The 24486-nt window shown below is 65.2% G+C and carries 31 protein-coding genes and 3 tRNA genes; 24 read left to right on the top strand and 10 right to left on the bottom strand.

What is annotated here, in order from left to right; genetic code table 11:
• Positions 1-36 precede the first annotated feature (36 nt).
• Entirely contained in the window at positions 37-1788 is a 1752-nt protein-coding gene (locus tag DK847_RS14040; RefSeq protein WP_146256136.1) for a PAS domain S-box protein, read from the top strand.
• Positions 1789-1791: 3 nt separating this feature from the next.
• Here the strand turns inward: DK847_RS14040 and DK847_RS14035 are convergent, their stop codons facing one another.
• Entirely contained in the window at positions 1792-2358 is a 567-nt protein-coding gene (locus DK847_RS14035) for a hypothetical protein (protein WP_111199143.1), read from the bottom strand.
• 27 nt (positions 2359-2385) lie between these two features.
• The gene (locus tag DK847_RS14030; RefSeq protein ID WP_111199142.1) at positions 2386-2964 is read right to left on the bottom strand and encodes a DUF2878 domain-containing protein; all 579 of its coding nucleotides are present in this window, start codon (positions 2962-2964) and stop codon (positions 2386-2388) included.
• Positions 2965-3035: 71 nt separating this feature from the next.
• On the opposite strand from DK847_RS14030, the gene DK847_RS14025 reads away from it, so the two are divergent.
• On the top strand, positions 3036-3434 hold the full coding sequence (locus DK847_RS14025) for a hypothetical protein (RefSeq protein WP_111199141.1): 399 nt from the start codon (positions 3036-3038) through the stop codon (positions 3432-3434).
• Between the two features lie 3 nt (positions 3435-3437).
• On the opposite strand, the gene DK847_RS14020 is transcribed toward DK847_RS14025, so the two are convergent.
• Positions 3438-3821: a hypothetical protein gene (locus DK847_RS14020; protein WP_111199140.1), complete on the bottom strand. Its 384-nt coding sequence runs from the start codon at positions 3819-3821 to the stop codon at positions 3438-3440.
• Positions 3822-3916: 95 nt separating this feature from the next.
• On the opposite strand from DK847_RS14020, the gene DK847_RS14015 reads away from it, so the two are divergent.
• Together DK847_RS14015 and DK847_RS14010 are read left to right on the top strand one after the other, a co-directional pair.
• Positions 3917-4663 (top strand): SDR family NAD(P)-dependent oxidoreductase, encoded by a 747-nt coding sequence (locus tag DK847_RS14015; protein WP_111199139.1) that lies wholly within the window; start codon positions 3917-3919, stop codon positions 4661-4663.
• Positions 4660-5037, top strand: a complete 378-nt coding sequence (locus DK847_RS14010; protein WP_111199138.1) for a cupin domain-containing protein — start codon at positions 4660-4662, stop codon at positions 5035-5037. Before DK847_RS14015 ends, DK847_RS14010 begins: the two co-directional genes overlap by 4 nt.
• 4 nt (positions 5038-5041) lie before the next feature.
• Here DK847_RS14010 and DK847_RS14005 read toward each other — a convergent pair whose 3' ends face one another.
• Complete coding sequence (locus tag DK847_RS14005) at positions 5042-5461, bottom strand: VOC family protein (RefSeq protein ID WP_111199137.1); 420 nt, start codon at positions 5459-5461, stop codon at positions 5042-5044.
• A gap of 44 nt (positions 5462-5505) precedes the next feature.
• Between DK847_RS14005 and DK847_RS14000 the strand changes: the two genes are divergently transcribed.
• The 7 genes from DK847_RS14000 to DK847_RS13970 all read left to right on the top strand — a co-directional run bounded on the left by DK847_RS14000 (position 5506) and on the right by DK847_RS13970 (position 10032).
• Positions 5506-6234 (top strand): SIR2 family NAD-dependent protein deacylase, encoded by a 729-nt coding sequence (locus DK847_RS14000; protein ID WP_111199136.1) that lies wholly within the window; start codon positions 5506-5508, stop codon positions 6232-6234.
• 317 nt (positions 6235-6551) lie between these two features.
• A complete protein-coding gene (locus tag DK847_RS13995) occupies positions 6552-7133 on the top strand; it encodes a cold-shock protein (RefSeq protein ID WP_111199135.1) in 582 nt (193 codons plus the stop codon).
• Positions 7134-7175: 42 nt separating this feature from the next.
• Positions 7176-7664, top strand: a complete 489-nt coding sequence (locus DK847_RS13990; protein WP_111199134.1) for a DUF192 domain-containing protein — start codon at positions 7176-7178, stop codon at positions 7662-7664.
• Between the two features lie 68 nt (positions 7665-7732).
• A tRNA-Pro gene (locus DK847_RS13985) sits at positions 7733-7809 on the top strand.
• 37 nt (positions 7810-7846) lie between these two features.
• Positions 7847-8155, top strand: a complete 309-nt coding sequence (locus DK847_RS13980) for an ETC complex I subunit (protein ID WP_111199133.1) — start codon at positions 7847-7849, stop codon at positions 8153-8155.
• Positions 8156-8950: 795 nt separating this feature from the next.
• Positions 8951-9028 (top strand) — tRNA-Arg (locus DK847_RS13975).
• 29 nt (positions 9029-9057) lie between these two features.
• Complete coding sequence (locus DK847_RS13970) at positions 9058-10032, top strand: alkaline phosphatase family protein (protein WP_146256135.1); 975 nt, start codon at positions 9058-9060, stop codon at positions 10030-10032.
• Positions 10033-10051: 19 nt separating this feature from the next.
• On the opposite strand, the gene DK847_RS13965 is transcribed toward DK847_RS13970, so the two are convergent.
• Positions 10052-10279, bottom strand: coding sequence for a hypothetical protein (locus DK847_RS13965; protein WP_111199131.1), 228 nt, complete (start codon positions 10277-10279; stop codon positions 10052-10054).
• A 200-nt stretch (positions 10280-10479) separates the two neighbouring features.
• Between DK847_RS13965 and DK847_RS13960 the strand changes: the two genes are divergently transcribed.
• The 3 genes from DK847_RS13960 to DK847_RS13950 all read left to right on the top strand — a co-directional run bounded on the left by DK847_RS13960 (position 10480) and on the right by DK847_RS13950 (position 11896).
• On the top strand, positions 10480-10752 hold the full coding sequence (locus DK847_RS13960; RefSeq protein WP_146256134.1) for a hypothetical protein: 273 nt from the start codon (positions 10480-10482) through the stop codon (positions 10750-10752).
• 157 nt (positions 10753-10909) lie between these two features.
• A complete protein-coding gene (locus tag DK847_RS13955; RefSeq protein ID WP_111199129.1) occupies positions 10910-11380 on the top strand; it encodes a hypothetical protein in 471 nt (156 codons plus the stop codon).
• A 123-nt stretch (positions 11381-11503) separates the two neighbouring features.
• Positions 11504-11896, top strand: a complete 393-nt coding sequence (locus tag DK847_RS13950) for a rhodanese-like domain-containing protein (RefSeq protein WP_111199128.1) — start codon at positions 11504-11506, stop codon at positions 11894-11896.
• Positions 11897-12039: 143 nt separating this feature from the next.
• On the opposite strand, the gene DK847_RS13945 is transcribed toward DK847_RS13950, so the two are convergent.
• Positions 12040-12567, bottom strand: coding sequence for a CreA family protein (locus DK847_RS13945; RefSeq protein WP_111199127.1), 528 nt, complete (start codon positions 12565-12567; stop codon positions 12040-12042).
• Positions 12568-12617: 50 nt separating this feature from the next.
• Positions 12618-13793 (bottom strand): cystathionine beta-lyase, encoded by a 1176-nt coding sequence (gene metC, locus DK847_RS13940; RefSeq protein WP_111199275.1) that lies wholly within the window; start codon positions 13791-13793, stop codon positions 12618-12620.
• Positions 13794-13870: 77 nt separating this feature from the next.
• Between metC and DK847_RS13935 the strand changes: the two genes are divergently transcribed.
• The 4 genes from DK847_RS13935 (at position 13871) to DK847_RS13920 (ending at position 17719) form a co-directional block, all read left to right on the top strand.
• The gene (locus DK847_RS13935; RefSeq protein ID WP_111199126.1) at positions 13871-14089 is read left to right on the top strand and encodes a hypothetical protein; all 219 of its coding nucleotides are present in this window, start codon (positions 13871-13873) and stop codon (positions 14087-14089) included.
• A 48-nt stretch (positions 14090-14137) separates the two neighbouring features.
• Complete coding sequence (gene gatB / locus DK847_RS13930) at positions 14138-15616, top strand: Asp-tRNA(Asn)/Glu-tRNA(Gln) amidotransferase subunit GatB (RefSeq protein ID WP_111199125.1); 1479 nt, start codon at positions 14138-14140, stop codon at positions 15614-15616.
• A gap of 303 nt (positions 15617-15919) precedes the next feature.
• Positions 15920-16693 carry a glutathione S-transferase family protein gene (locus DK847_RS13925; RefSeq protein WP_111199124.1) on the top strand — a complete coding sequence of 258 codons (774 nt, stop codon included), beginning with the start codon at positions 15920-15922 and terminating at the stop codon, positions 16691-16693.
• 18 nt (positions 16694-16711) lie between these two features.
• On the top strand, positions 16712-17719 hold the full coding sequence (locus DK847_RS13920) for an endonuclease/exonuclease/phosphatase family protein (protein ID WP_111199123.1): 1008 nt from the start codon (positions 16712-16714) through the stop codon (positions 17717-17719).
• Positions 17720-17775: 56 nt separating this feature from the next.
• Here the strand turns inward: DK847_RS13920 and DK847_RS13915 are convergent, their stop codons facing one another.
• Positions 17776-18057, bottom strand: a complete 282-nt coding sequence (locus DK847_RS13915) for a hypothetical protein (protein ID WP_146256133.1) — start codon at positions 18055-18057, stop codon at positions 17776-17778.
• A 123-nt stretch (positions 18058-18180) separates the two neighbouring features.
• Positions 18181-19215: a Fe(3+) ABC transporter substrate-binding protein gene (locus tag DK847_RS13910; RefSeq protein ID WP_111199121.1), complete on the bottom strand. Its 1035-nt coding sequence runs from the start codon at positions 19213-19215 to the stop codon at positions 18181-18183.
• Between the two features lie 169 nt (positions 19216-19384).
• Here DK847_RS13910 and DK847_RS13905 point away from each other — a divergent pair, with 169 nt between their 5' ends.
• The 6 genes from DK847_RS13905 (at position 19385) to DK847_RS13885 (ending at position 24101) form a co-directional block, all read left to right on the top strand.
• Positions 19385-19591 carry a hypothetical protein gene (locus DK847_RS13905; RefSeq protein ID WP_111199120.1) on the top strand — a complete coding sequence of 69 codons (207 nt, stop codon included), beginning with the start codon at positions 19385-19387 and terminating at the stop codon, positions 19589-19591.
• A 56-nt stretch (positions 19592-19647) separates the two neighbouring features.
• A tRNA-Ser gene (locus tag DK847_RS13900) sits at positions 19648-19740 on the top strand.
• A gap of 273 nt (positions 19741-20013) precedes the next feature.
• Positions 20014-20490, top strand: a complete 477-nt coding sequence (locus DK847_RS13895; protein WP_245414617.1) for a thermonuclease family protein — start codon at positions 20014-20016, stop codon at positions 20488-20490.
• 26 nt (positions 20491-20516) lie between these two features.
• Positions 20517-20702 (top strand): hypothetical protein, encoded by a 186-nt coding sequence (locus DK847_RS20410; RefSeq protein ID WP_146256132.1) that lies wholly within the window; start codon positions 20517-20519, stop codon positions 20700-20702.
• Between the two features lie 711 nt (positions 20703-21413).
• Positions 21414-23306 carry a tail fiber domain-containing protein gene (locus DK847_RS13890; protein ID WP_111199119.1) on the top strand — a complete coding sequence of 631 codons (1893 nt, stop codon included), beginning with the start codon at positions 21414-21416 and terminating at the stop codon, positions 23304-23306.
• A 114-nt stretch (positions 23307-23420) separates the two neighbouring features.
• The gene (locus DK847_RS13885; RefSeq protein ID WP_161957281.1) at positions 23421-24101 is read left to right on the top strand and encodes a sulfotransferase family 2 domain-containing protein; all 681 of its coding nucleotides are present in this window, start codon (positions 23421-23423) and stop codon (positions 24099-24101) included.
• Between the two features lie 11 nt (positions 24102-24112).
• On the opposite strand, the gene DK847_RS13880 is transcribed toward DK847_RS13885, so the two are convergent.
• Positions 24113-24481, bottom strand: coding sequence for a Rap1a/Tai family immunity protein (locus DK847_RS13880; protein WP_146256131.1), 369 nt, complete (start codon positions 24479-24481; stop codon positions 24113-24115).
• Positions 24482-24486 lie beyond the last annotated feature (5 nt).

The following is a 24486-nucleotide window of genomic DNA, read 5'->3' as shown; positions in this document are numbered from 1 at the left end:
GCGCAACGAGGAGCCGGCCCTGGCCGGTCACTGGGCTTGAAACTGGATCACTGGCTGTCGCGACTGCCGCGCCGGGACTGGCTGTCCTGGGCCCTGTGCATTGCGGTGATCGGCACGGCCGTGGTGATGCGGCTGCTGTTTCCGCTGGCCGGTCCCTTCCTCAGCTTCTACCCCGCCATCCTGTTCTGCGCCCTGATCGGCGGTCACCGCATGGGCATTGCCGCGCTGCTCACCGGGCTTGCGGTGTCGCCCTTCTTCTTCAGGCCGGGCCATGATCCCGTGCCGCTGGTGTGGGACGTCGCGTCGTGGTTCAGCTTCGCGCTCTTCGGCTATCTCATCGTCAAGGCCATCGACTTCCAGCAGCGCACTCTGGTCACCTCGCGCCAGCTCACCGAAAGCCTGCAGAGCCAGCAGCACTTCTCAGGCAGCGTCATCGCCGCAGCACCTTCCCTCACCTATATTTATGACATCGAGACCGGCCATAACCTGTTCATCAGCCCGCAGTCGAAGTCCATCCTCGGCTACGAGCCGCAGGAGATCTCAGCCATGGGCCCCGGGTTGATGGCAACGCTGCTGCATCCGGACGACGTGCCGCGCGCCATGGCCCGCTTCGCCGCGATGCGGGCCAGCCCGGAAGTGACCTCGCCCGACATCGAATACCGCATGCGCCGCAAGGACGGCAGCTGGGTGTGGCTGCTGAGCAGCGACCGCGCCTTCTCGCGTGATGCCGGCGGGCGGTTGCGCCAGGTGCTGGGCGTGGCCACCGACATCACCGCCCGCAAGCGCTTCGAGGAGCAGCTGCTGGCCAGCGAGGAGCGCTTCCGCGGCATCTTCGAGAATGCGCCGACCGGCATTTCCATTTCCGACATCGACGGCAACTTCGTGCAGTGCAACCCGGCCTATGAGCGCATCCTCGGCTATTCGCTGGATGAGTTGCGCAACGTGCCCTTCGTCTCCATCGTCCACCCCGACGACCGCGACGCGAACCTCCGCGAGATGGAGCGGCTGGTGCGCCAGGAGGTGCCGTATTTCGAGATCTTCAACCGCTCCATCCACAAGACCGGCCGCACCGTGTGGGTGCACAAGTTCGTGCTGCTGCTGCGCGACCGACAGGGCACCCCCGTGTCGATCGTGGCGCTGGTCACCGACATGACGGAGCGCAAGCGCCAGGAAGAGCAGATCAAGCTCCTGATGCGCGAGGTGAACCACCGCTCGAAGAACCTGCTTGCCGTGGTCCAGTCGGTGGCGCGGCAGACGGCGAGTTATGGCGATCCCGCACGCTTCGCCGAGCGCTTCAGCGACCGGCTGCAGGGCCTGGCGGCGAGCCACGACCTGCTCGTCAACAATGCCTGGCGGGGTGTGGAACTCGGCGAACTGGTGAGCTCGCAGCTGGCACACTTCAAGGACCTGGTGGGCCGACGGATCATGGTGGCCGGTCCGCCACTGCGCATCAATGCCTCCGCCGCGCAGAGCCTCGGCATGGCGCTGCACGAACTTGCCGCCAATGCCGGCAAGTATGGCGCGCTGTCACGCGAGGACGGCCGCGTGGCGGTGTCGTGGGAGGTGACGGAGGATGGACGGCGCCTGCTCGTCACCTGGCGCGAGGAGGGTGGACCGCCGGTCGCGCCGCCGGAGCGCTCGGGCCTCGGCACGCTGATCCTGACCCGCCTCGCCGAGCAGTCGCTCGAGGCCGAGGCGGCCTTGGACCACGCCCCGCAAGGCCTCGTCTGGCGGCTTTCGGCGCCGCTCGCCAAGGTCGTCGAGGCGGGCGGTGATGTCTCGCTCTGAACCTCAAGCGGCGAAGGCAGCCGAGCCGAGAAGTACGGCCAGCAGGCCGAGCCAGGCGGCACAGATGCGCCGCAGCACGGGCAGCCCCTGCGCGGATCCATGCAGCGCGCTCCCCAGCACGCTCCATGCCGCGCCGGCCATAGTAAGGACTACGAAAAACATCACGATCGCCATGGGCTGGGACGGCTGGGCCGGAACCAGCACCAGGCCGATGACAAAGGCCTTGGGGTTGAGCAGCGTGGTGATGAACAGCCGGGCCGCCCGCGAACTGCCGGGCGTCGCCCCCGCTGCCTGGCCGGAACCATGCCACAGGGCCACCGCCATCCACGCCACCCACAGCGCGGCGGCGAAGCCGACAGCGGCGCGCACCCAATGCTGCTGCTGTTGTAGTTCGTCCCCCAGCAGGGACAACGGGAGAACGGTGATCGCATAGGCAAGGGCGACGAATGGCAGGAGCCGCAGCGTGCGCCATGCGCCGGCCTCGGCGCCTGAAAGGGCGAGCAGCGCATTGGTCGGTCCCGGCGCGAAGAGCAGCGCGATCAGGCCGAGGATGAAGTTCAGGCTGGTCATGGGCAGGCTTTCGCTTCGTTCGTCAACTCACTTGCCCTGCGGCCTGCCGCCCGCTCCATGATCGAGATCAACTGGCGTGCGGGTGGGCTGACGCGGCGACAGCCGTGCTGCCATGGCCATGATGACGGGAAAGGCCAGCGCCCAGGCCAGCGCGATGACCAGGAATGCCCCCGCCGTGGGCATGGCGGCAGCACCCATCTTGGCGCCCGTCCAGTAGGCCAGCGGGCCGAAGACCAGACCCAGCCCCGCCTGCAGAACCGGGCGCCCCTGAAGCCAGACGAGGCTGCCATTGGGCAGGCTGGCAAAGCCCAGCCACAGCGCCCACACCCAGACGGGCGGCAGCACGCCCAGCACCGGGTGCCCCGCAAAATTCACCAGCCCGGCACCCATGAAGCCGGCTTCCAGCAGGATGCCGAACAGGGCGATGGCCAGCACGGCGCCAAGCTCCGCTGCGATCACCGCCCGGCTCACGAAAAGGTGAAGGGCGAGCACACCAAGCGCCGGAATGGCACCGATCCATGGCCAGCCGCCCGCGCCTCCGGCCACGGCGGAGGCCCAGGCAATGTCGAAGGCGAGGAACTGGAACAGGGCGGTGAAGGCGGGCATGCGGTCTGGCGCGGGTCTTTCTGCGTAGCCAAGGCATCGGTGACACGGAAGAGGTTCTGGCAATGCGAGGCATGTTCACTACGCGCGCCGCGGCTCTGCGGTTCTGGGGCGTGGCCCTGGCTCTTGCGGCTCTGGCCGCCCCTGCCGCCGCGGAAAAGCTGCAGGGCGCGGCGCTCAAGTCCTTCATCAGCGGCAAGCGCATCTACCTGGCGGTGCCGCTGGGTGGCGAGATCCCGCTCACCTATCGCCCCGGCGGCGTCGTCGATGGGTCCGGCGAGGCAGCGGGCCTCGGGCGCTACATGACGCCGAAGGACAGCGGGCGCTGGTGGGTGTCGGGCGAGAAGCTGTGCCAGAAGTGGCGGCAGTGGTATGACGGCAAGACCTTCTGCTTCACCGTCACCAAGCTCGCGGCCAACAAGATCAAGTGGGTGCGCGACGACGGCAGGAGCGGGGTCGCCCGCCTGCGCTGAGCCTCACCGCACGCCGCGCAGCCGCGCGGCGATGAGGGGCGCCAGCACCATCAGCGCCGCACTCCATGGAACGCTGCCGGTCAGCGGGTTGAGGGCCGCGGCCAGCCCCTGCGCATCGAGGCCGCGCAGGGCGCCGATGCCGAGCTCGAACAGGACCGTCAGCACCGCCCAGACCACGCCCAGCCGCAGCAGCTGCCTTGGCGTGGCAAGACCCGTCCAGCCAATGGCGAGCGTGGTGATCGCCAGCACCAGCAGCGCTGCCACCGGCCAGCCGATGCGCTCCGCCGCGGCGGCGCCGGTCAGCGGCACCAGCAGCAGCCCGCGCAGCACGCCGTGGACCGTCTCCGCCACCATGATGAGAAGCCAGACCATGAGCCCGCGCGCCATGGTGCGAATTTGGCGCGCAAGGCGGGCCCCCGCAAGATGCTGTTGCCATCGCCGCCGCCCGCAACAATGATGCGGGCCGAGACAAAGGGGATTCCATGTTCGACGATCTGAAGGGCAAGGTTGTGGTGGTGACGGGTGGCGTCACCGGCATTGGCGGGGCGGCATCCCTGGCCTTCGCGGCGGCGGGCGCAAATGTCTTCGCGCAGTATCTGGGCGGCGGCACGGAACGCGCCGCGATCGAGGCTGCCGGCATCGCCACGCTGAAGCTGGACCTGACGGAGAAGGGCGCACCGGAGAAGCTGTTCGACGCGGCGCTCGCCCGCTTCGGCCGCATCGACGTCCTCGTCAACAATGCCGGAAGCCTGGTGGGCCGCGTGCAGGTGACGGAACTCGATGACGACTTCATCGACAGGGTGTTCGATCTCAACTGCCGCCAGCTCATCCACTGCTGCCGTCTCGCCGCGAAGCTGATGAAGGCGCAAGGTGCTGGCAACATCATCAACGTCACCTCGATCGCGGCGCGCACCGGCTCGAGCCCGGGGGGTGCGGTCTATGGCGGCGCCAAGGCCTTTGTCTCCGCCTTCTCCAAGACCCTGGCCAAGGAACTCGTCGCCAGCAGCGTGCGCGTCAACTGCGTGTCGCCCGGCACCATCCACACGGCGTTCCACGACCGCTTCTCGGACGAGGCCAAGCGCGAGGCGACGCGCAAGACCATTCCCATGCAGCGGCTGGGCGTGGCGCAGGATTGTGCCGGCACCTTCCTCTATCTCGCCAGCGATGCGGCCTCGGGCTATGTCACGGGGCAGGTGATCGAGGTCAATGGCGGGCAGCTGATGGCATGAGCCTCTCGACCCGCGAACGCTCGCACCACCCGGACGTCACCGCTCCCGATGGCTCGGAGGTGCGCATCCTCGCCGCCACCTCGCGCGGGTCGATGGCGCAGTTCAGCCTGCCGCCAGGGGCGGTGTCCAAGGCGGTGGCGCACCGCAGCGTGGAAGAGGTGTGGCTCGTCACCCACGGCACCGGCCGCATGTGGCGCAGGCTCGGCGCGGCGGAGGTCATGGTGGAGCTGCGCGCCGGCATCTCGGTCGCCATTCCGGTGGGCGCGCATTTCCAGTTCCGCAACGACGGCGAGGAGCCGCTGCACTGCGTCGGCGTCACCATGCCGCCGTGGCCCGGGATGGACGAGGCCTATGAGGTGGACGGGGTGTGGTGATTCCTCACCAGGTGCCCGTGTTCGGCATCGAGCTCCACGGCTCCGCCACCGGCAGCGCGTCACCCTTCTGCAGAAGCTCGATCGAGATGCCGTCGGGCGTCTTGATGAAGGCCATGCGGCCATCGCGCGGCGGGCGGTTGATGGTGATGCCGTGCTTCTGGAGATTGGCGCAATAGTCGTAGATGTTGTCGACGCCCAGCGCGAGGTGGCCGAAATTGCGTCCGCCGGTATAGACTTCCGGATCCCAGTTGTAGGTGAGCTCGACCGGCGCATCGGGGCTTTCGGGTGCCGCGACGAAAACCAGCGTGAAGCGGCCCTTCTCGTTCTCGTAGCGGCGCTGCTCGACGAAGCCGAGCTTGTTGATGAAGAAGTCGACCGACTGCTCCAGGTTGGAGACGCGGATCATGGTGTGGAGATATTTCATGGGGTCACCTCGTGAATGACGGACTGATAGATGAACTGGCGGGCATGGTCCAGCGCGCCAGGCGCGCCGTGGTGTTCACCGGGGCGGGCATCTCGACCGAGTGCGGCATTCCCGATTTCCGTTCGCCGTGCGGCTTCTGGACGAGGTACAAGCCCATCGAATACAGCGCCTTCCTCGCCTCGGAGGATACGCGGCTCGAGGCATGGCGGCGCTTCCTGATGATCCGCGACACCATCGCGAAGGCAGAGCCGGGGCCCAGCCACAAGGCGGTGGCGAGGCTCATGGACATGGGCCATGTCTCCACCGTCATCACCCAGAACATCGACGGGCTGCACGCCGCCGCCGGCATCCCGGCGGAGCGCATCATCGAGATCCATGGCAACGGCACCTATGCCAGGTGCCTCGCCTGCGGCCAGCGCCACGAGATCGACTGGGTGCGCGGGGTGATCGACGAAACCGGCCGCGCGCCCGTGTGCAGCGCCTGCGGCGGCATCGTGAAGTCGGCCACCATCTCCTTCGGCCAGGCGATGCCGGAACAGCAGATGGCCGATGCCCGCGCGGCCACGCTCGATGCCGACCTGTTCCTGTCGATCGGCTCCTCGCTGCAGGTCTTTCCTGCCGCGGGCCTTCCTGTTCTGGCCAGTCATAACCGCACGCCGCTGGTGATCCTCAACCGCGAGGAAACCGGACTCGACGGTTTGGCGCGTCTCGTCATCCATGCCGAGGCGGGCCCCGTGCTCGGCGCGGTGATGGCGCGCCTCGCACCCGGCTGATTCGGATGATGCGCGCCGCCATGCCGCGATGGCCATGGCCGCCTGGCTGGTCATCATGCCGCCGCGCGCCTGCCGCGGCGGGCGCAGGCCACGCGGGGCGTTCCCTGCACGCCGGGCTGAAAGCGCAATGATTGCGGGGCTTTTTGCGGCCTCACCTGATGCCGGCAGGACACAGTCGGGAGTTTCCTGAAACGCCACCTCCGGTTTTCCACACGGGCCCCCTTGGGTGGGCTGTACAAACGCCACGGATTTGCGCAGATTGGGGCGGAATGGCGGCAGGGCTGTAGTAGGGCCGCACCGGGGACAGAGTTGGTGACATGGCGGTGAGCGGCGAAGTGAAGGGCGGGACGGCAACCACACAGGCCGACGCGCTCGACAGCAACATCCGCATCGTGCAGGTGAGCGGTCTGGTGAAGTGGTTCGATGTGGGCCGCGGCTATGGCTTCATCATCCCGGACAACGGCATGCAGGACGTGCTGCTCCACCTCAGCTGCCTGAAGCGTGATGGCTTCGAGGCGCCGCTCGAGGGGACGCGCGTCGTGTGCGAGGCGGTGGCGCGGCAGAAGGGCTACCAGTGCCTGCGCGTGCTGGCGGTGGATCCGTCGACCGCCATCAACCCGGTGGAGCGCCGCCCGCGCACCCACACCACGGTGACGCCGTCGAGTGCCTGGATCCGCGCCAAGGTGAAGTGGTTCAACCGTGCCCGCGGCTTCGGCTTCGCCTCCGAGGGCGATGGCCAGCCCGACATCTTCATTCACATGGAAACCCTGCGCAAGACGGCCATCGCCGACCTGCAGCCGGACAGCTGGATCTACATTCGCTTCGGCGACGGCCCCAAGGGCAAGATGGCGGCGGAAGTGCGCCTGTCCCTCGAGGGCGGCCCGGCCCACACCCAGTAAGGCCAAAGTTCTGCAACAATTGCGCGGGAAGGACGAAGGGCCATGAAACGCCATGTCCTGACACTGATCCTCTGCGCCGTCCTGGCGCTGCTGGCCCCCGGCCTCCGGGCCGAGGAGATGCTCACCAAGATCGAGCCCCTCACCATCGCCACCGATGACGATGCCACCATGTTCACGGTGGAAATCGCCGACACGGAGATGACCCGCGAGCGCGGGCTGATGTTCCGCCAGCGCCTGCCGGAGGGCCATGGCATGCTGTTCGACTTCGGCGAGCCGCGCCCGGTGTCGATGTGGATGAAGAACACCTACATCCCGCTCGACATGCTGTTCATCCGCCCCGATGGCTCCATCGCCTATATCGCGGAGAACACGGTGCCGAAGTCGCTCGACACCATCGGCATCAGCGAGCCGGTGAAGGCGGTGCTGGAGCTTCCTGCCGGCACCGCCCGCAAGAAGCAGATCCGCGCCGGCGACACGGTTTTTCACCGTCTGTTCAACAATGCGGCGGAGGAGGGGGCTCCCTCACCCTGATCCCGCCCCTGAGCCTTGCCCGCGAGGGCCTTTGTGGGTAAGAGGCTGGCCTATCGGAGGCCCGAAATCGGGGTGTAGCGCAGTCTGGTAGCGCACCTGCCTTGGGCGCAGGGGGTCGTGAGTTCGAATCTCGCCACCCCGACCACCGGCCTCCCGCCAGTTCGAGAAAGAGAAGAGAGCCGATGTCCGTCCGCATCTACAAGCCTGCCCGCAACGCCATGCAGTCCGGCAAGGCGAAGTATGACAACTGGGTGCTGGAATTCGTGGCCTCCGCGCCGCGCACGGTCGACCCGCTGATGGGCTGGACCTCCTCGGCCGACACCCGCACCCAGGTGAAGCTCACCTTCGACACCAAGGAAGAGGCCATCGCCTATTGCGAGCGCGAGGGCCTGGCCTACCAGGTTCTGCCCGTCGCCCCGGTGGCGAAGTTCATCAAGAAATCCTACTCCGACAATTTCAAGTTCGGCCGGTCGGTCAACTGGACGCATTGAGTCCGCATGATGTTAGTGCTTCGGTTGCGGGCTAGTCTCCTGCTGATCGGGCATCATTCAAATCTGCGCGCCGTTTTCGTAAGAACTCTTCACGATAGGCAAGTGCGTCCTTGAAGCTTGCGACGAACCTTTCACACAAATCTCGATAGGCTATTGCTTCAGCGGAACTGATGTGTTTCCCCGAAGCGTGCACTGCGGCGTTTCGGGTCATAGATAGGTCAGCGTACAAAGAGATAATCTCTTGGCCGCCTGGAACTCCCTCGAAGAGATTTCTGATGAACTCCCTTTGCGTGGATCGTTTGATGTGAGGGGCATCTTTTCTCGCAGACTCTACTGCAGTTTCAACTGTCTTGAATGAGTCCATGACTGCGGCCTCGGGAAAGCGCGCCGCAAGTTCCAAGTACGGATCATCCGGGCTCGTCGCCGTAGCCTGACCCACTCCAGAAGTCCGCGGAAGACTCTGCGCCGTTTGCTCCGCCTGAATTAGTTCGGCGGAGAACGTAGCTTTACCAGGACCTAATTCCAGTTGGGTAATTCTCGGCAGCAACTTCAACAGTGGCTTTCGAAAGCACAATGCGACTATGCCGATAGAGGCTGGCCACGCTAAACTCGCCACTATGGATGATATGAACTGGAGCCAATTCATCTGAAATTCCTAGCTTGCAACGAGAAAAACACTGATTGGCGGCCATAACAAGTGTTTGAGGAGCGGCAAGCAAAGATTTCTAGTTGACTTTCAGGTGGACTGGAAGGACTTGTGCTGCTCGGTTTTTGACTACATTTTCAGCAATACGAGACCCCGTAGCTCAGCTGGACTAGAGCAAGTGCCTTCTAAGCACTAGGTCGTTGGTTCGAATCCAACCGGGGTCGCCAGCCATAAACCGAGGACGGTGACAAACCGCATGCGCATTCCCGTCCTTCTGCTTCTTGCCGCGCTGGCCGTGCCCCACGGTTCCGCCCTCGCCGCGCCCAGGCATGTCATCGTCATCGCCATGGAGAACAAGGATGCCGAGAAGGGCTCCGGCAAGAACCATGGCTATGTCTATGGCAACACCGCCAGTGCCCCCTATCTCAACGGCGTGCTCGCGCCCCGCGCGGCGCGCGCCCTCGACTTCCGCGACGAGCTGCCGGACCTCAACAGCGAACCGCACTACATCCTGATGGAGGCCGGCACCAACCGCTTCCCCGACACCAGCTTCACGTGCAACAACGACCCCGGCGAAAGCTGCAGATATGTCTTCGGCACGCCGAACTGGACCGCCAGCCGCGAGCACCTCACAGCGATGCTCGAGGCCGCAACCCCGCCGCTCACCTGGATGACCTACCAGCAGGGCATCGATCCCGCGACAACCGGCGCCTGCCCGGTGCACAGCGCGGGGCATTATGCGGCCAAGCACAATCCCTTCGTCTTCTTCGCCGACGTCGCCGGTTCGCCACCCGCGGCCGACAATGCCAACTGCATCGCCCACACCCGCAGCCTCGACCAGTTCGGCGCCGACATGGCGGCGGGCCGGCTCGCCAACTATGTCTTCGTCACGCCCGACCTGTGCAACGACATGCATGGCCAGGAGGGCTGCGAGAGCGATGCCGTGGCCGAGGGCGACGGCTTCCTCGCCACCTTCCTGCCGCCGCTGATCGACTGGGCGATGGCGAATGACGCCGTGGTCTTCGTGGTGTGGGACGAGGGCCACAAGGGCCTGACCATGCCGTTCTACGCCGCAGGCGCGGGCATCAGGGCGGGGCATGCGAGCAGCGTGCCCCTGTCGCACCGCTCGGTCCTCAAGACCATCGCGCGCATCTTCGGTGTTCCCGCGCTTGCGGCCGTGAAGGATGCCAACGGCCTCGACGACCTGTTCGAGCCGGGCGTGCTGCCCTAGCCGGCTCGCGACAGGGGGATCAGCGCTTTCCCGTGGCCGGCGTGGCGTCGGTGACGCCGAATTCCCCGGATTGCTTGCCATCCGGCGCCAGGTCGAAGCCCTCGGCGGCAAGGCCCCGTCGCAGCAACTCCCGCACGGCGGATGCGCGGCTCGGCATGCGCCGCTCGAAGCGCCATTCCTCGATGGCTTTGAGTTCCTGCGGCTGCAGCATGATCTGCAGCCGAACGTCCCGCTCCTCCCGCGCCATCTGGACTCCCCGCTGGCGACACTCGCGTCTCAGTTACTCATATTGAGCCAGTTGCCCACATGGCGCAAGCACCGCAGATGCCGAAGATTGAGTCTCTTGTCATGATTGCGGCAAAGCCTGCACTGCCCCTGCTTGAGGCCTTGGCGGATTGCCATGTGGGGTGGAAGGGCACAGGCTCTCCGCACACAGGAGACAGAACCATGCCAGCCACCAGGCCATTGCCCACGCCGATGATCAGGGACATCGACCTGTCCCTCGCGCACAACCGGTCCAAGTGCATCCAGCTCTATCCGGAGGCGGAGCGTATCCGCCAGAAATGGGAAGCCGAGAACATCGCGCTGGAAGACGTGGCCAGCTGCCTGGTCGAGCGCTGCGGCGCCCATGGCGTGGCCGTGGCGTTCGACCGTCAGGCCGAGGCGGCCGTGCTGCTGGAACTGCCGGAAGAGGCCGGGAACGCGCGCCGGACAGGCTGATCCTCCGCAACCGGAACAATCCCCGCTCGGTGCACTTTCATACAGAACCGGTCGCGGCTTGAGCAGCAGGAGCGATCCGGGCTAGCTTGCACGCGGCGCCGGAGGGCCGGCGGCGGCGCCATGGGGCGGCAGTTCGTCATTGCGTGAGGAATGTCCCATGAACCTGGTCGAAGTCGTCATCCTCGTGGGGGCCCAGTGCCTGAGCCCGATGGAGTCCGGCGATGGCGTCACCGAGGTGGGCAAGGTGCCCTGCGCGGTGCTGGTCCTGCAGGATCCCGCCACCGCCGAGGTGGATTTCGTTCCGCCCTCGGCCGCAACCGACCCCGCAGTCATTGCCATGCTGGTGAAGCCACGCCCCGGCGCGTCGCCCCGAAAGTCCGACAGCCTGGCGGCCACCGACGGTCCGGTCATCGGCAGCATCAGCCGCGCGCCACGCATCGTGCCGACTTCGGGCGGGGTCGATGCCGAAGATGAGCCGGCTCCCAGGCCACGTTCCACGGCTGGCAAAAAGAGCAGCGCCAAGCCCGCAGCCGCCCGCAAGCGCAGCGACACCTGCGGCTCCTACCGTGCGGTCTGGTATACCAACAAGGAAGGCCGCAGGAGGTATCGCTGCGTCCGGCAAGGCTAGCCGTTGATCCGGGAAGCGCTGTTTCCCATTCCTGCCGCGGCGGGGGAGCCATGCAAAGAACGGTCTTTGTCCCTTTGCCAGGCGAGGCGTAGGTTTCTGTCAGTTCGTCTGAGGGAGTTCACCATGGCCATGACCGTGAAACAGATGATCGAGGCGGCCAATGCCGCCATTCCCCGCATCACGCCGCAGCAGGCGCGCGAGATGATCGCCGGCGGCGCCCTTGTCGTCGACGTGCGCGATGCGCCGGAGGTCGAGAAATCCGGCAAGGTACAGGGCGCCATCCACGTCTCGCGCGGCATGCTGGAGTTCCGGGCGGACCCGGAATCGCCCTATCACGACAAGACGTTCGACCGCACGAGGCCGGTCATCGTCTATTGCGCCTCGGGCGGCCGCTCGGCGCTTTCCGGCAAGACGCTGAAGGAATTCGGTTACGACAGGGTCTTCAACCTCGGCGCCTTCAAGGACTGGGTCGACGCGGGCGGTGAGATCGACAAGCCGATCGAACCGGGGATGTGAGCTCCATCCTCGTCCTCTCCCGCGCCGCGGGAGAGGAGGGGGCCCCAACGAAGTTGCGGTAGGTGAGGGGAGGCCAGTCCACCACTTGAACCCTCAGGCAATGTCCCTCTTCTCCCCCTGAAGGAATGGGAGAAGACGCACACTCACGGGTTCACGAAATCCCCGCACTTCGGTGCGGCACCTTCGCTGCCCCATGGCATCACCGGCACGGTGGAGGTGGAGTTCTGCGGCGAACCTTCGATCAGCCGGTCGGTGTAGGAGAGGTAGACCAGCACGTTGCGCTTCGCATCGCAGCCGCGCACGATCTGCATCTTCTTCCAGAACAGCGACCGGCGCTCGCGGTAGATCTCCTCGCCCTGGCTGAACTTGGCGGTGATCTTGATCGGCCCCACCTGGCGGCAGGCGATGGAGGTGACCGAGCTTTCATCGGCAAAGCCCGCCCAGCCCTTCCAGCCGCCCACCCGCGGGATGGTGAAGTAGCACGCCACGCCCTCCACCAGCGGATCGTCGATCACGAAGGTGTCGAGCGTCGCATTGGGCGAGAGCATCCGCCACACGGTGGTCTTCTGGAAGATCAGCTGCGGGTCATCCGCCAGCTGCTGGGCGAAGACCGGGGCGGAGAGCCCCAGCACCACCAGAAAGGCCGCAAGAAACTGAAAAAGTCGCGTCATGGAACCCTCCGAACCGTCGAAATCCTTATGTAGGAACGAAATCCGGATCTTCAAGAGGCGGAATTCAGCGCCTTGAAGCCTTCCGCAAGGTCGGCCTTGAGGTCGTCCGGATCTTCCAGCCCGATGTGGAAGCGCAGCGAATAGCCCTCGGGCTGCCAGCGCGTTGCCGTGCGCTGCGGCTTGAAGGGCACGGCGAGGCTCTCGAAGCCGCCCCAGCTGTAGCCCATGCCGAACAGCTGCAGCTGGTCGAGGAAGGCCGCCGTCGCCTTGTCCGAACACGGCTTCAGCACCACCGAGAACAACCCGCAGGCGCCACGGAAATCGCGCTTCCACAATTCATGCCCGGGCGCGTTGGAGAGCGCGGGGTAGAGCACCGTCTCCACCTCCGCCCGGCCGCGCAGCCACTCGGCCACGTTCAGCGCATTCTTCATGTGCCGCTCGAGGCGGACGTCGAGCGTGCGGATGCCGCGCAGCGTGAGGTACATGTCATCGGGCCCGGCGAACTGGCCCATTTCCTCATAGGCGTGGCGGAAGGGCTCCCAGGTCTCCTTGGAGCAGGTGACGGTGCCCATCATCGCATCCGAATGCCCGACGAGATATTTCGTGGCCGCCTGGATCGAGATGTCGGCGCCATGTTCGAAGGCCTTGAAATAGTGTCCGGCCCCCCAGGTGTTGTCGACGAAGAGCAGCGCTCCTGCCTTGTGCGCCGCTTCGGCGATGGCGGGAATGTCCTGCACCTCCATGGTCTGCGAGCCCGGGCTCTCGGCATAGACCACGCGGGTGTTGGGGCGGATCAGGCCGGCGATGCCCTTGCCGATGAGCGGGTCATAATAGCTCGTCTCGATGCCGAGCCCCTTCAGCAGCCCGTCGCAGAGATGCCGGGCAGGCTGGTACACCGTGTCGACCATGAGCAGGTGGTCCCCGGCCTTCAGGAAGGCGAGCAGCGCCGTCGTGATCGCGGCCATGCCGGAGGGCAGCATCTTGGCATTGTGCCCGCCTTCGACGAGGGCCACGGCCTCCTCCACCGCCCGCGAGGTGGGCGTGCCGCGCCGGCCATAGACATAGGTCTGCTGGCGGCTGCTCAGCGCCGCCGTGTCGGGGAACAGCACGGTCGAGCCGTGATAGACCGCGGGGTTCACGAAGCCATGCTCGGCATAGTCGCGGCCCGCCGCCACGAGCCGGGTTTCGGGGGAGAGGGCGGACAGATCGGGTTTCGCTTTCGACATCATCTCACGCCAATGTTAGGCTTTCGGGCTAGCACGCGCGGCGGAGCGGGAAAACCCCTTGCCGGTGAAGGGAAGTCATGTCGCCACTCGCCATCGTCCTGATGAAGCTGCTGCGCTGGGGCGCGCTGGCCATCGCGGGCTTCCTCGCCCTCGTTCTGGTGCTCGAGGCCTGGAAGCACGGCTGGGAGCTGGGGGCCCTCAGCAAGGGCTTCACGGCGGTGGTGGCGCTGCTGGCCGCAGGCGCCCTGTGGCTTGCCCGCGCCATCGGCCGGGAACTCGCCAAGCACGGGTCTTGAACCGCCGCGCCCGAGTGGCTACCAAGGCGCCAGATTGAGGTGAGAAGCATGCTGGAATCCGCAAAGCGCGTGGCCGAGAAGAAGGACTGGATCAAGGGAGCGACCGGGGACTGGGAGATCATCCTCGGCCTCGAGGTCCATGCCCAGGTGCTGTCCAAGTCCAAGCTGTTCTCCGGCGCCTCGGCGGAATTCGGCGGCGCGCCGAACGACCACGTCTCGCTCGTCGATGCCGCCATGCCCGGCATGCTGCCGGTGATCAATGAATTCTGCGTCGAGCAGGCGGTGCGCACCGGCCTCGGCCTCAAGGCCCAGATCAACAAGCGCTCGGTGTTCGACCGCAAGAACTATTTCTACCCCGACCTGCCGCAGGGCTACCAGATCTCGCAGTACAAGCAGCCGGTGGTGGGCGAAGGCTCGGTCCACGTCGATGTCGACGGCCGCGCCGTGGAAGTCGGCATCGAGCGTCTGCACCTCGAGCAGGATGCCGGCAAGTCGCTCCACGACCAGCACCCCAGCATGAGCTTCGTCGACCTGAACCGTTCGGGCTGCGCCCTGATGGAGATCGTGTCCAAGCCCGACATGCGCTCGGCGGATGAAGCCAAGGCCTATGTGACCAAGCTGCGCCAGATCATGCGCTACCTCGGCACCTGCGACGGCAACATGGAGCAGGGCTCGCTCCGCGCCGACGTCAACGTCTCGGTGCGCCGCCCGGGTGGTGAATTCGGCACCCGCTGCGAGATCAAGAACGTCAACTCGATCCGCTTCATGGGCCAGGCCATCGAATACGAGGCGCGCCGCCAGATCGGCATCCTCGAGGATGGCGGCACCATCGACCAGGAGACCCGCCTCTTCGACCCGAAGAAGGGCGAGACCCGCTCCATGCGCTCCAAGGAAGAGGCGCATGACTACCGCTACTTCCCCGATCCGGACCTCCTGCCGCTGGAACTCGAGGATGCCTTCATCGGCCGCATCAAGGACTCGCTCCCCGAACTCCCCGACGAGAAGATCGCCCGGTTCATGAAGGACTATGGGCTCACCGCCTATGACGCCCAGGTGCTGACCGCCGAGCGCGGCTCGGCCGATTTCTTCGAGCAGGTCGCCAAGGGCCGCGACGGCAAGATGGCCGCCAACTGGGTGATCAACGAGCTGTTCGGCCGCCTGAACAAGGAAGGGAAGTCGGTCGAGACCACCCCGGTCTCCGCCGCCCAGCTGGGCGAGATCGTGGACCTGATCGGCGCCGGCACCATTTCCGGCAAGATCGCCAAGGACGTCTTCGAGATCGTCTGGACCGAGGGGGGCTCCCCCGTCCAGATCGTCGAGACCCGCGGCATGAAGCAGGTCACCGACACCGGCGCCATCGAGAAGGCGGTGGACGAGATCATCGCCGCCAACCCGGACAAGGTGGAGCAGGTCAAGGCCAAGCCCACCATGCTGGGCTGGTTCGTCGGCCAGGTCATGAAGACCACCGGCGGCAAGGCCAACCCCCAGGCGGTCAGCGACCTGCTGAAGGCCAAGCTGGGCATCTGACCGGGGTCAGCCGCGGCAGCCCCATCCCTTGCGGAGGTGATCCCGGCGAAGGCCGGGATCCCGCCGGCCATTGGCGGCCGGGGTATGAAGGTGGCAATACTGAACGAAATCAGTGAATTAAGCCCGTTTCCGGACTCGCTTTCTCAACTCTATTCACCGTTCCCGGTTGCTGTATACACCTGTTTTTTACACCCATTTTCTCTTTTTCAGTCAGGGGTTTAGTTTCGGACTTCCCTTCGGAATATTCTCCGCTATAGTCCGTACCCGGAGTTTTATTGTGTAGGGGCCGGGAGGGGTTAAACCATGGCAAAGACAGCCAAGAAGGCTGCGAAGAAGCCTGACGTGAAGAAGGCCGCGGCCAGGAAGCCGGCCGCCAAGCCGTTGCCGGCCAAGAAACTGCCGGCCAGGAAGCCGGCCGCTGCAGCACCGGCCGCGGCAGCCGTCAACAAGGAGCGCTTCACGCTTTACGGCATGCTGGGCTCCGGCCCGACCTACACTGTGGGCCTCATGCTCTCGTTGTCGAAATATCCCTTCTCCTACTTCCACGTGAACCTGCGCGAAGGCCAGCACAAGCAGCCCGATTACCTGGTCAAGAACCGCTACGGCCAGGTGCCGGCGCTGCGCGATGGCCAGGTCTACTATGTCCAGTCCGCCGCCATCCTGCAGCATCTCGCCGACGAGCTTCACAAGTTCGACGGCAAGACCGATGTGGAGAAGAACCGCATCCGCGAGTGGATGTTCTGGCAGTGGGACAAGCTTGCCGTTCCGGTCTACCGCCTGCGCGCCAGGGCGCGGGGCCTGCGCCAGTTCGGCGACGAGGTGCGCATCATGTATGACACCGAGGCCAAGGCGGCGCTTGCGGTGCTGGAGAATGAGCTTTCGAAGTCCGAATGGGTTGCCGCCAAGCGCCCGACCATCGCCGACGTCGGCGTCTATGGCGTGCTGCGCTACATCGGCGAGGCCAACATCGACCTCACGCCCTATCCCAACGTGTCGGCCTGGAAGAAACGCTTTGAGGCGCTTCCGGGCTTTGGTACACCGGAACAGATCCTGCCGATGGAGAGCAGGCTTCTCTGATCGCGCGTGGAGTAACCCTTGGACCAACCGGCTGACAGTCTGGACCAGACGTCCCAGCAGCCGGAGGACGAGGCCCCGCCACGCCGCCGGCGCAGGCCCAGCGGCAGCATCGAGTGCCAGCTCGGCCTGCTGATCGGCATTGCCGGGCTCTGCGCCTCGCGGCTGGGGCAGTTGTGGATCGCCTTCGACGTCTTCTCGCAGTTCACGCTGCAGTTCGCGGTGGTGACGGCCGCCTTCCTCATCGGCTGGGCCATGCCGCGCGCCAAGCTGCTCACCGCCTTCGTGCTGCTGGTGCTCGGCATCGTGGCCATTGGCGTGTGGCCGCATCTCGCCAGCCGCGAGACGCGCGTGGTGAGCTTGCTGCAGCCCGGCGAGCGCGGGCTGAACGTCGCCAGCTTCAACACCCTGTGGGACAATCACGACGCCGCGGCGGTCGAGGCCGAGATCCGGCGGCTGGATGCCGACGTCATCACGCTCGTCGAGGTCGGCCGCGCCCTGCGCCCGGTCCTGGCGCGGCTGAAGGACCGCTATCCCCACCAGTTCGACTGCCTCGAGGTGATCTACTGCAACTTCGCCGTCCTCTCCAAGCTGCCGCTGGTGGACAAGGAGGCGCAGGGCAAGCTGTCAGGACCGTCCTACATCCGTGTCAGGCTGGGTCCGGAGGCAGGCGGGCTCACCGTCTTCGGCTTCCACACCATCCGCTTCCCGCATTCGCTGCAGCAGTTCAAGGAAGTGACGGAAATCGCCCGCATGGTGGAGCGCACCGGCGGCCACAAGCTGGTGATGGGCGACTTCAACGCAACGCCGTTCTCGCGCGTGCTGGGCGTGCTGCAGTCGAGCGGCAATCTCACCCGGCTCACCAGCCTGCCGAGCTGGCCCACCCAGGCCGGTCTGCCGCAAATCGCCATCGACCACATCTTCGTGTCGCCCGGCCTCCGGCTGATCGAGGCCGAGCGCATCGGCGAGCCCGCGGGCTCCGACCATTATCCGGTGAGCGCCCGCATCGCCGTTCCGGTGAGCCCCTAGGCCAAAGCAAAAGGGGCCGGAAACCGGCCCCTCACATCAGCGCTGGCATGCCAGGATCAGTAGTCGAGCTGGTCGCTGTCGAACACGTCCGGCGTCTGCTGCTGCGTGAGGTTGAAGATATTGCTGTCGAACTGCTTCTTCTCGAGGTTCCGGTTATAGACCTCGGACTGGTAGATATCGACCTGGGCGTTGAACTTGCTCTGCTCGCTGTCGAGCGGCGGGGCCGCATCATTGCCGAGGCCATAGTCCTGGCCCATGGGGATGAAGTTCTGGTCCGCCATGGCGGGCAGGGCCGAAAGGGCGAGGGCGGCTGTGGCGGCAAGCAGTGAATAACGCATGGTCAACTCCATTCGCTCGGACTATAGCCCAGTCTTGCCGGAAAAGCATCTATAATCCGTGACTTCAAATGGCAACGGCCGGCTGGCGCCGGCCGTTCCGCAGCGCTTTTGGGGGGCGGGGCCTCAGTCGTTGAAGCCCACCTCGTCGACCAGCTTGGAGGCCTGCGGCTCAAGCTTGGCGATTTCGGCCACGTTCAGCGTGTCGGGCGTGAAGCTTCCCCAGGAGGTGACGATTTCGTTGGCCGGCACCTTGGGGTTGACCGGATATTCGAAATTGCCGTTGGCATAGAGCGCCTGGGCCTCGTCGCTGGCGAGGAATTCCATCAGCTTCACGGCATTGTCCTTGTTGGGCGCATTGGCGGTGAGCAGCATGCCGGAAATGTTCACGTGCGTGCCGAAGTCGGGCGAGGTGGGGAACACGATCTTGACCGACTTGGCCCAGTCCTGCTGTTCGGGCTCCTTCGTCTCGGTCAGCATCTTGCCCATGTAATAGGTGTTGGCCAGCGCCAAGTCGCATTCCCCGGCATAAACACTCTTGGCCTGGCTGCGGTCGTTGCCCGAGGGCTTGACGGCAAGGTTGGCCTTGAGGCCCTCGAGCCACGTGCGGGTATAGTCCTCGCCCTTGTGGGCCAGCATCGCGGCGATCAGGCCCAGATTATAGGGGTGGTTGCCGGGCCGCATGCAGATCTTGCCCTTCCACTTGGGATCGGCCAGCTCCTCATAGGTGATGGCGGTGATCGGCGCGCGCTCGCGCGAGGCATAGACGACGCGGGCCCGCATGGTGAGGCCGAACCACTGATTGTCCTTGTCGCGCAGGTTGGCGGGCACCTTGTCAAGGATGAAGGGATCGGTCACGGGCTGGGCCAGGCCGCGGCCCGCGGCCTCCACCAGGCGGCCCGCATCGGCGGTCAGCAGCAGGTCGGCCGGGCTGTTGCGGCCCTCCTGCGCCAGGCGCTCCACCAGGCCGTTGTCGGCGAAGACGGCGCGCACCTGAATGCCGGTCTTGGCGGTGAAGGCATCGAACAGCGGCTGGATCAGCGAGGGTTGGCGATAGGTATAGACATTCACCACCCCATCGGCATGGGCGGGGGCGCCGGTGCCTGCGGCGGCGGCAAGGGCGAGGCCGAGGGCGAGAATCCGGCGGCGGCTGGCGAACATGGGCAACTCCTTGGGCAAGAAAGCGGAACGCAGCCTCTATGGCGCGCCCGCCCGCCGGCTGTCAAGAAAAACCGAGTAAAACACTCGGATTTAGAATTGTTCCAAACTGGCGAGGCGGCCCGGACCGGTCTATGCTGTGCCGGACAAAGCAGAGGAACGTGAGTGAGTCATGGCATTCGAGCAACTGAAGGCGCAGATCGGCATGCTGCTGGGCGAAATGAACGACCAGCCGGAAGACCTGCATGAGCTTTACCAGCAGGTCCACCAGGAACTGAACCAGATGCGCGCCACCGGCATGCAGCTGCCCGCCGACCTCGTGGAACTGGAACAGCGCCTGCTGGCCGAGTTTCCCGTGGTTCCGCCGCCCAAGGCCTGAGCCCACCGACGGCAGACTTGCATCCCCCGTCAAATCACGGCAAAAGGCCGCCAGCAGGAGACGTGGCCGAGAGGCTGAAGGCAACGGTTTGCTAAATCGTCATACGCTGTCAAGGCGTATCGAGGGTTCGAATCCCTCCGTCTCCGCCACCACTTCCTGTTCAGCCGCCCGTTGCGACCCGCGCATCCGGCAACGTGACCGAAGTCGGAACGGACACGTCATCCGAGCTTGCCGGTCTGCGCCGGACCAGCACAAGGGCACTTGAAGCCGCGCCGGATGATCAGCAAGGGGGCACCATCTGGTGTCGTCTTGACGTTGCAGCCGAAAGCCGCAGTATCTTGCGCATGGGCAGGCTGATGAAATTTCGCAGGCGTGACCGGCATAAATCGCCGTTGAGCAGGCCTTCTCCGCCGGCGAGACGCATGACCATGATCGCTTTGGTTGTCGGCGCTGTCGCGTTGGGTGGTCTTGCCGGTCACATTGCAACGGGTGGCTCGATGGGCGGTCTCCTGCGACCCTTCGGGTCGGTGGGCGTGGCCCTCACCTCCGTCACAAGGCCGTTTGCCATCTGCGGCATGGCATTTGGAAACGATTGTGTCGTTGACGGAGACACAATCGATTTCAAAGGAGAGCGCATTCGAATGGTCGATTACGACGCACCCGAAATCTCCGAGCCCCGTTGTGCTAGCGAGTATGTTCGCGGCCAGCAGGCGAAACTGCGCCTGCTGGAGCTTCTCAATTCCGGCCGGGTCGAAATCCGGCCGTCTGGCGCTCGTGACTGGGACAAATACGGGCGGCGACTCCGGCTCGTCCTCGTCGACGGCCGGTCGGTGGGCGACACTCTCATCGCCGAGGGATTGGCGTGGCCGTGGGAAGGTCACCGTCACGCGTGGTGCTAGGGCGGGGTGCTTTCAAGGAGGGATGGTTGAGGTTACTCTATTGGACAGGCTGGGTGCTTCTGCTGTGGGCCTGGGCCGACTTCGGTTTGGGATTGGGCCTTGGAATTGACATCTGGAAAGAGGTGTTTGGCCTCGTGGATCCGTCGATCATCCACTATTCGCCGGTGATCGTCAGCTGCATCGGCGTCGTGCTCATCGCAGTCGGGCGGTAGCAGCAAACAATCTGTCCGCATTGCACCCGGCTGCGAGAGGACTGTTTTCCGCTCAGTACCCTGTCGAGGCCCCGACATTTCGCGCAGTGAAACAGCATCTGCAGCTTGGGTGTGGCATGATCACCGGTTGCAAAAGCAGAACAATATCGCTTACTCTTATGCAATCTGTATACATGGACGTCCTCGGCGTGCATGAGTGCATGTTTGGTTATCAGGACCTTCTCGTCCTCCGCAAGCGGCGATAAACGGCCGAAGATCGCGGTGAAGGTTCAGGCCCGGTGATCAGCCACTAGCACCACTGCATCTTCATCCACATCCCGAAATGCGGCGGAACCAGCATCGAGTAGGTGCTGGGGCATCTGACTTCACCGGTCGGTGTTGCCAGCAAGAGCCTACTTGACCACACTCAACTTACCCGCAAAAATAGTACATTCAAGCTATGTGCAATTGCTATTGGAGGAAGCCATGAAGTGCTTTGCAAGAGCCACGACGGTCAGCCTCCTCGCCCTCGGCGCAAGCATTGCTCTGTCCACCGCCACGCGGGCGGGATGCACGCCCAGTCTTGGGTCTGACGGCACCGCCACATGCATTGGCACGGGAGCTCTTCAAAGTAACATAGGCTTTTCTGGAATTGACAACACAGCGCTTGGTTATTCCAGCCTGCAGGCCAACGCGAGCGGGCAGTTCAACACCGCCACCGGATCAAGGGCCATGTACTCTAACTACACCGGACACCAGAATACTGCGACCGGGAAGAGTTCGCTTCAAAACAATACGACTGGTGACTATAATACCGCGGCCGGATATGGTTCACTACTTTCCAACACCATAGGCTCTGGCAACACGGCAATCGGCCGGGGTACGCTTTGGTACACCACCGGCAGCAACAACACCGCCCTCGGCTACCAGGCGGGCGTCAATCTGACGACCGGCTCCAACAACATCGCCATCAACAACCTCGGTGTCGCGGGCGAGTCCGCCACCATCCGGATCGGCACGCAGGGCACCCAGACGCGCGCCTTCGTCGCCGGCATCAGCGGCGTTGCGCTGTCCGGCGGGCAGTCGGTCGTGGTCAGGGCTGACGGCCAACTGGGTGTCGCGGCAGTCTCCGGCACCGGGGCATACAACACCGCCTACGGCGGCTCGGCCCTCATATCGAACACCACCGGCAGCGAGAACACGGCGACCGGGGAACGGGCGCTCTATGGCAACACCACGGGCATCCGCAACACGGCCACCGGGTCCGAAGCGCTCAGCAGCAACACCACGGGCAACAACAACGTGGCGAACGGCACCTATGCGCTCCAGCTGAACACCAATGGCTACGAGAATTCCGCCACCGGCGTTTCCGCGCTCTACGGCAACACCAGCGGCGGCGGCAACACGGCAAACGGTTTCGGTGCGCTTGGCAGCAACACCACCGGCAACAACAACACCGCCCTCGGCTACCAGGCGGGCGTCAGCCTGACGACGGGCTCCAACAACATCGCCATCAACAACCTGGGTGTCGCGGGCGAGTCGGGCTCGATCCGCATCGGCACGCAGGGTACGCAGTCGCGCGCCTTCATTGCAGGGATCAGCGGCGTGACTGTCACCGGCGGCCAGTCGGTGGTCGTCAGTGCGTCGGGACAGCTTGGCGTGGCGCCGCCCATCCCGGGAACAAACAACGTTGCCCTGGGCGGCTCGGCCCTCGTCTCGAACACCACCGGCGGCTACAACACCGCTGCCGGTTCGGGTGCCCTGTCCTTCAACTCGACCGGCGCCTCCAACACGGCCACGGGCGCCTTGGCGCTCAACTCCAACACCACGGGCGGCAACAACACCGCCTCGGGCGTGGGGGCCCTGCGTTCCAATACCACGGGCGGTGGCAACACCGCCTCGGGCGTCAACGCCCTCAGGGCAAACACGGCTGGCTACTACAATACGTCCAGCGGTGTGAACGCGCTCCTGTCGAATACGGTGGGCAACCAGAACGTGGCCATCGGGTTCGAGGCGATGAAAGCCCAGACCACTGGCTCATCGAACACCGCCATCGGCTTCAGGGCGGGCCAGAACTGGACCACCGGCAACAGCAACGTCGCCATCGCCAATCCCGGCGTGGCTGCCGAGGCAAACACCATTCGCATCGGCGTGCAGGGCACCCAGACCCGAGCCTTCCTGGCAGGCGTCAGGGGCGTGAACGTGACGGGCGGCCAGGCCGTGGTGGTGGACGTGAACGGCCAGCTCGGCGTCGTCTCCTCCTCGCGCCGCTTCAAGCAGGACATCCAGCCCATGGGCGATGCGAGCGCTGCCCTTCTCCGGCTGCGGCCCGTGACCTTCCACTACAATCAGGCAGAGGCCGATGGCAGCCACCCGCTGCAGTACGGCCTGGTTGCGGAAGAGGTGGCCGAAGTCATGCCAGGGCTCGCCATCTACAACGCCGAGGGCAAGCCGGAATCCGTCGCCTACCAGGTGCTCCCCAGCCTGCTGCTCAACGAATACCAGAAGCAGGCCGTCGAGCTCGAGGAAACCAGGGCCAAACTCGAAGCCATGGAAGCAGAACTCTCTGCCCTGAAGACGGCGATGAACCATCTCGTCGAGATTGACTCGCCGCTCTCAAAGTAAGGCTACCAACGAAGCGGCGAAGCCGCCGCACGGCAGGTTCGCTGCACCAACGGTCTTGTGGTCGTGTTGTGCTTCGGGCATGGAAGTCCTGTCCCTGCCGAAGGTTCAGGCCCGGTGATCAGCCACAAGCACCACTGCATCTTCATCCACATCCCGAAATGCGGCGGCACCAGCATCGAGTGGGTGCTGGGGCATCATGACGTCTATACCGGCTGGGGCGCGCAGGATCACCGGACGCTGGCGGAGCTGGAGCCCTGGCGCCTGTCGCGCAGCCTGTCGCGGCGCGGCATGATGGAAAGCCTGCGGCAGGTGAAGCGCGTGCTGCGGCCGGTGGCGACACCCAATCCCTGCAACAGCCTCACCGTCACGCCGGAGCAGTACCGCCGCTATTACCGCTTTTCCATCGTGCGCAATCCGTGGACGAGGGCCTATTCATGGTACCGCAACGCCATGCGGGATGGCCGGCACCACGAGGGGCAGGAGATGCCCGGCCTGTCCTTTGCGGCTTACATGGCCCGCCATGCCGGACGTGGCTGGCTGCGGCCGCAGCTGCACTGGCTGCGCGATCGTGCAGGAACACTGGACCTTGACTTCATCGGCCGGTTCGAAACCCTGGTCGAGGATTTCGCCACCGTCTCCGCCCGGCTGTCGCTCGGTGCGGTCACGCTGCCGCACAAGGTGGCGGGAGAGGGCGGTCTGCCGCTGGCGGAAGTACTGGATGACGCGACGGACGCGCTCATCCGCAGGACCTATGCCGAGGAGATCGAGATCTTCGGTTATGCGCGGCCGGTGTGAGACCGGAGGCGTTACTGCTGGGGCGTGCAGGGATAGGCTTCGGCAAGTGCTGCGCCGACGAGACCGTCCGATTCATAGGCCTCGGCCGACGGATGCGCCTCGATCCAGTTGACGACAGTCGACACCAGCTGGGGTTGGCTGATGTTGCGCTTGCTGTCCCAGTGGAAGCCGTGAAGCGGTTCGACGCAGTCGAAGGTGTCGGCGACGCCGACGATGTAGCCAAGGCATTCCGCCGCCTCGACGACATGGCCGTGGCCGCCGACATTGGCGCGGCAGAGCGAGGTGAGTTCGGCACCCGTGAGGTAGCCGGCCTTGGCGGGCGCGGCCACCAGCATGGCGGCGGCGAGCACGGCGCCCGCAGTGGTAAGCAGTCTCGGCATTTTGC

It is taken from the genome of Aestuariivirga litoralis, from assembly GCF_003234965.1.
Taxonomy (GTDB): Bacteria; Pseudomonadota; Alphaproteobacteria; order Rhizobiales; family Aestuariivirgaceae; genus Aestuariivirga; species Aestuariivirga litoralis.
Note: the sequence above shows the minus strand (reverse complement) of the source record. Positions and strands in the feature narration are given on the sequence as shown.

What these genes read in the sequence shown, in the direction of transcription:
- DK847_RS14035 (WP_111199143.1), bottom strand. Translation starts at nt 2,358, where the DNA reads ATGACCAGCCTGAACTTCATCCTCGGCCTGATCGCGCTGCTCTTCGCG.
- DK847_RS14030 (WP_111199142.1), bottom strand. Translation starts at nt 2,964, where the DNA reads ATGCCCGCCTTCACCGCCCTGTTCCAGTTCCTCGCCTTCGACATTGCC.
- DK847_RS14025 (WP_111199141.1), top strand. Translation starts at nt 3,036, where the DNA reads ATGTTCACTACGCGCGCCGCGGCTCTGCGGTTCTGGGGCGTGGCCCTG.
- DK847_RS14020 (WP_111199140.1), bottom strand. Translation starts at nt 3,821, where the DNA reads ATGGCGCGCGGGCTCATGGTCTGGCTTCTCATCATGGTGGCGGAGACG.
- DK847_RS14015 (WP_111199139.1), top strand. Translation starts at nt 3,917, where the DNA reads ATGTTCGACGATCTGAAGGGCAAGGTTGTGGTGGTGACGGGTGGCGTC.
- DK847_RS14010 (WP_111199138.1), top strand. Translation starts at nt 4,660, where the DNA reads ATGAGCCTCTCGACCCGCGAACGCTCGCACCACCCGGACGTCACCGCT.
- DK847_RS14005 (WP_111199137.1), bottom strand. Translation starts at nt 5,461, where the DNA reads ATGAAATATCTCCACACCATGATCCGCGTCTCCAACCTGGAGCAGTCG.
- DK847_RS14000 (WP_111199136.1), top strand. Translation starts at nt 5,506, where the DNA reads ATGGTCCAGCGCGCCAGGCGCGCCGTGGTGTTCACCGGGGCGGGCATC.
- DK847_RS13995 (WP_111199135.1), top strand. Translation starts at nt 6,552, where the DNA reads ATGGCGGTGAGCGGCGAAGTGAAGGGCGGGACGGCAACCACACAGGCC.
- DK847_RS13990 (WP_111199134.1), top strand. Translation starts at nt 7,176, where the DNA reads ATGAAACGCCATGTCCTGACACTGATCCTCTGCGCCGTCCTGGCGCTG.
- DK847_RS13980 (WP_111199133.1), top strand. Translation starts at nt 7,847, where the DNA reads ATGTCCGTCCGCATCTACAAGCCTGCCCGCAACGCCATGCAGTCCGGC.
- DK847_RS13970 (WP_146256135.1), top strand. Translation starts at nt 9,058, where the DNA reads ATGCGCATTCCCGTCCTTCTGCTTCTTGCCGCGCTGGCCGTGCCCCAC.
- DK847_RS13965 (WP_111199131.1), bottom strand. Translation starts at nt 10,279, where the DNA reads ATGGCGCGGGAGGAGCGGGACGTTCGGCTGCAGATCATGCTGCAGCCG.
- DK847_RS13960 (WP_146256134.1), top strand. Translation starts at nt 10,480, where the DNA reads ATGCCAGCCACCAGGCCATTGCCCACGCCGATGATCAGGGACATCGAC.
- DK847_RS13955 (WP_111199129.1), top strand. Translation starts at nt 10,910, where the DNA reads ATGAACCTGGTCGAAGTCGTCATCCTCGTGGGGGCCCAGTGCCTGAGC.
- DK847_RS13950 (WP_111199128.1), top strand. Translation starts at nt 11,504, where the DNA reads ATGGCCATGACCGTGAAACAGATGATCGAGGCGGCCAATGCCGCCATT.
- DK847_RS13945 (WP_111199127.1), bottom strand. Translation starts at nt 12,567, where the DNA reads ATGACGCGACTTTTTCAGTTTCTTGCGGCCTTTCTGGTGGTGCTGGGG.
- metC (WP_111199275.1), bottom strand. Translation starts at nt 13,793, where the DNA reads ATGTCGAAAGCGAAACCCGATCTGTCCGCCCTCTCCCCCGAAACCCGG.
- DK847_RS13935 (WP_111199126.1), top strand. Translation starts at nt 13,871, where the DNA reads ATGTCGCCACTCGCCATCGTCCTGATGAAGCTGCTGCGCTGGGGCGCG.
- gatB (WP_111199125.1), top strand. Translation starts at nt 14,138, where the DNA reads ATGCTGGAATCCGCAAAGCGCGTGGCCGAGAAGAAGGACTGGATCAAG.
- DK847_RS13925 (WP_111199124.1), top strand. Translation starts at nt 15,920, where the DNA reads ATGGCAAAGACAGCCAAGAAGGCTGCGAAGAAGCCTGACGTGAAGAAG.
- DK847_RS13915 (WP_146256133.1), bottom strand. Translation starts at nt 18,057, where the DNA reads ATGCGTTATTCACTGCTTGCCGCCACAGCCGCCCTCGCCCTTTCGGCC.
- DK847_RS13910 (WP_111199121.1), bottom strand. Translation starts at nt 19,215, where the DNA reads ATGTTCGCCAGCCGCCGCCGGATTCTCGCCCTCGGCCTCGCCCTTGCC.
- DK847_RS13905 (WP_111199120.1), top strand. Translation starts at nt 19,385, where the DNA reads ATGGCATTCGAGCAACTGAAGGCGCAGATCGGCATGCTGCTGGGCGAA.
- DK847_RS13895 (WP_245414617.1), top strand. Translation starts at nt 20,014, where the DNA reads ATGACCATGATCGCTTTGGTTGTCGGCGCTGTCGCGTTGGGTGGTCTT.
- DK847_RS13890 (WP_111199119.1), top strand. Translation starts at nt 21,414, where the DNA reads ATGTACTCTAACTACACCGGACACCAGAATACTGCGACCGGGAAGAGT.
- DK847_RS13880 (WP_146256131.1), bottom strand. Translation starts at nt 24,481, where the DNA reads ATGCCGAGACTGCTTACCACTGCGGGCGCCGTGCTCGCCGCCGCCATG.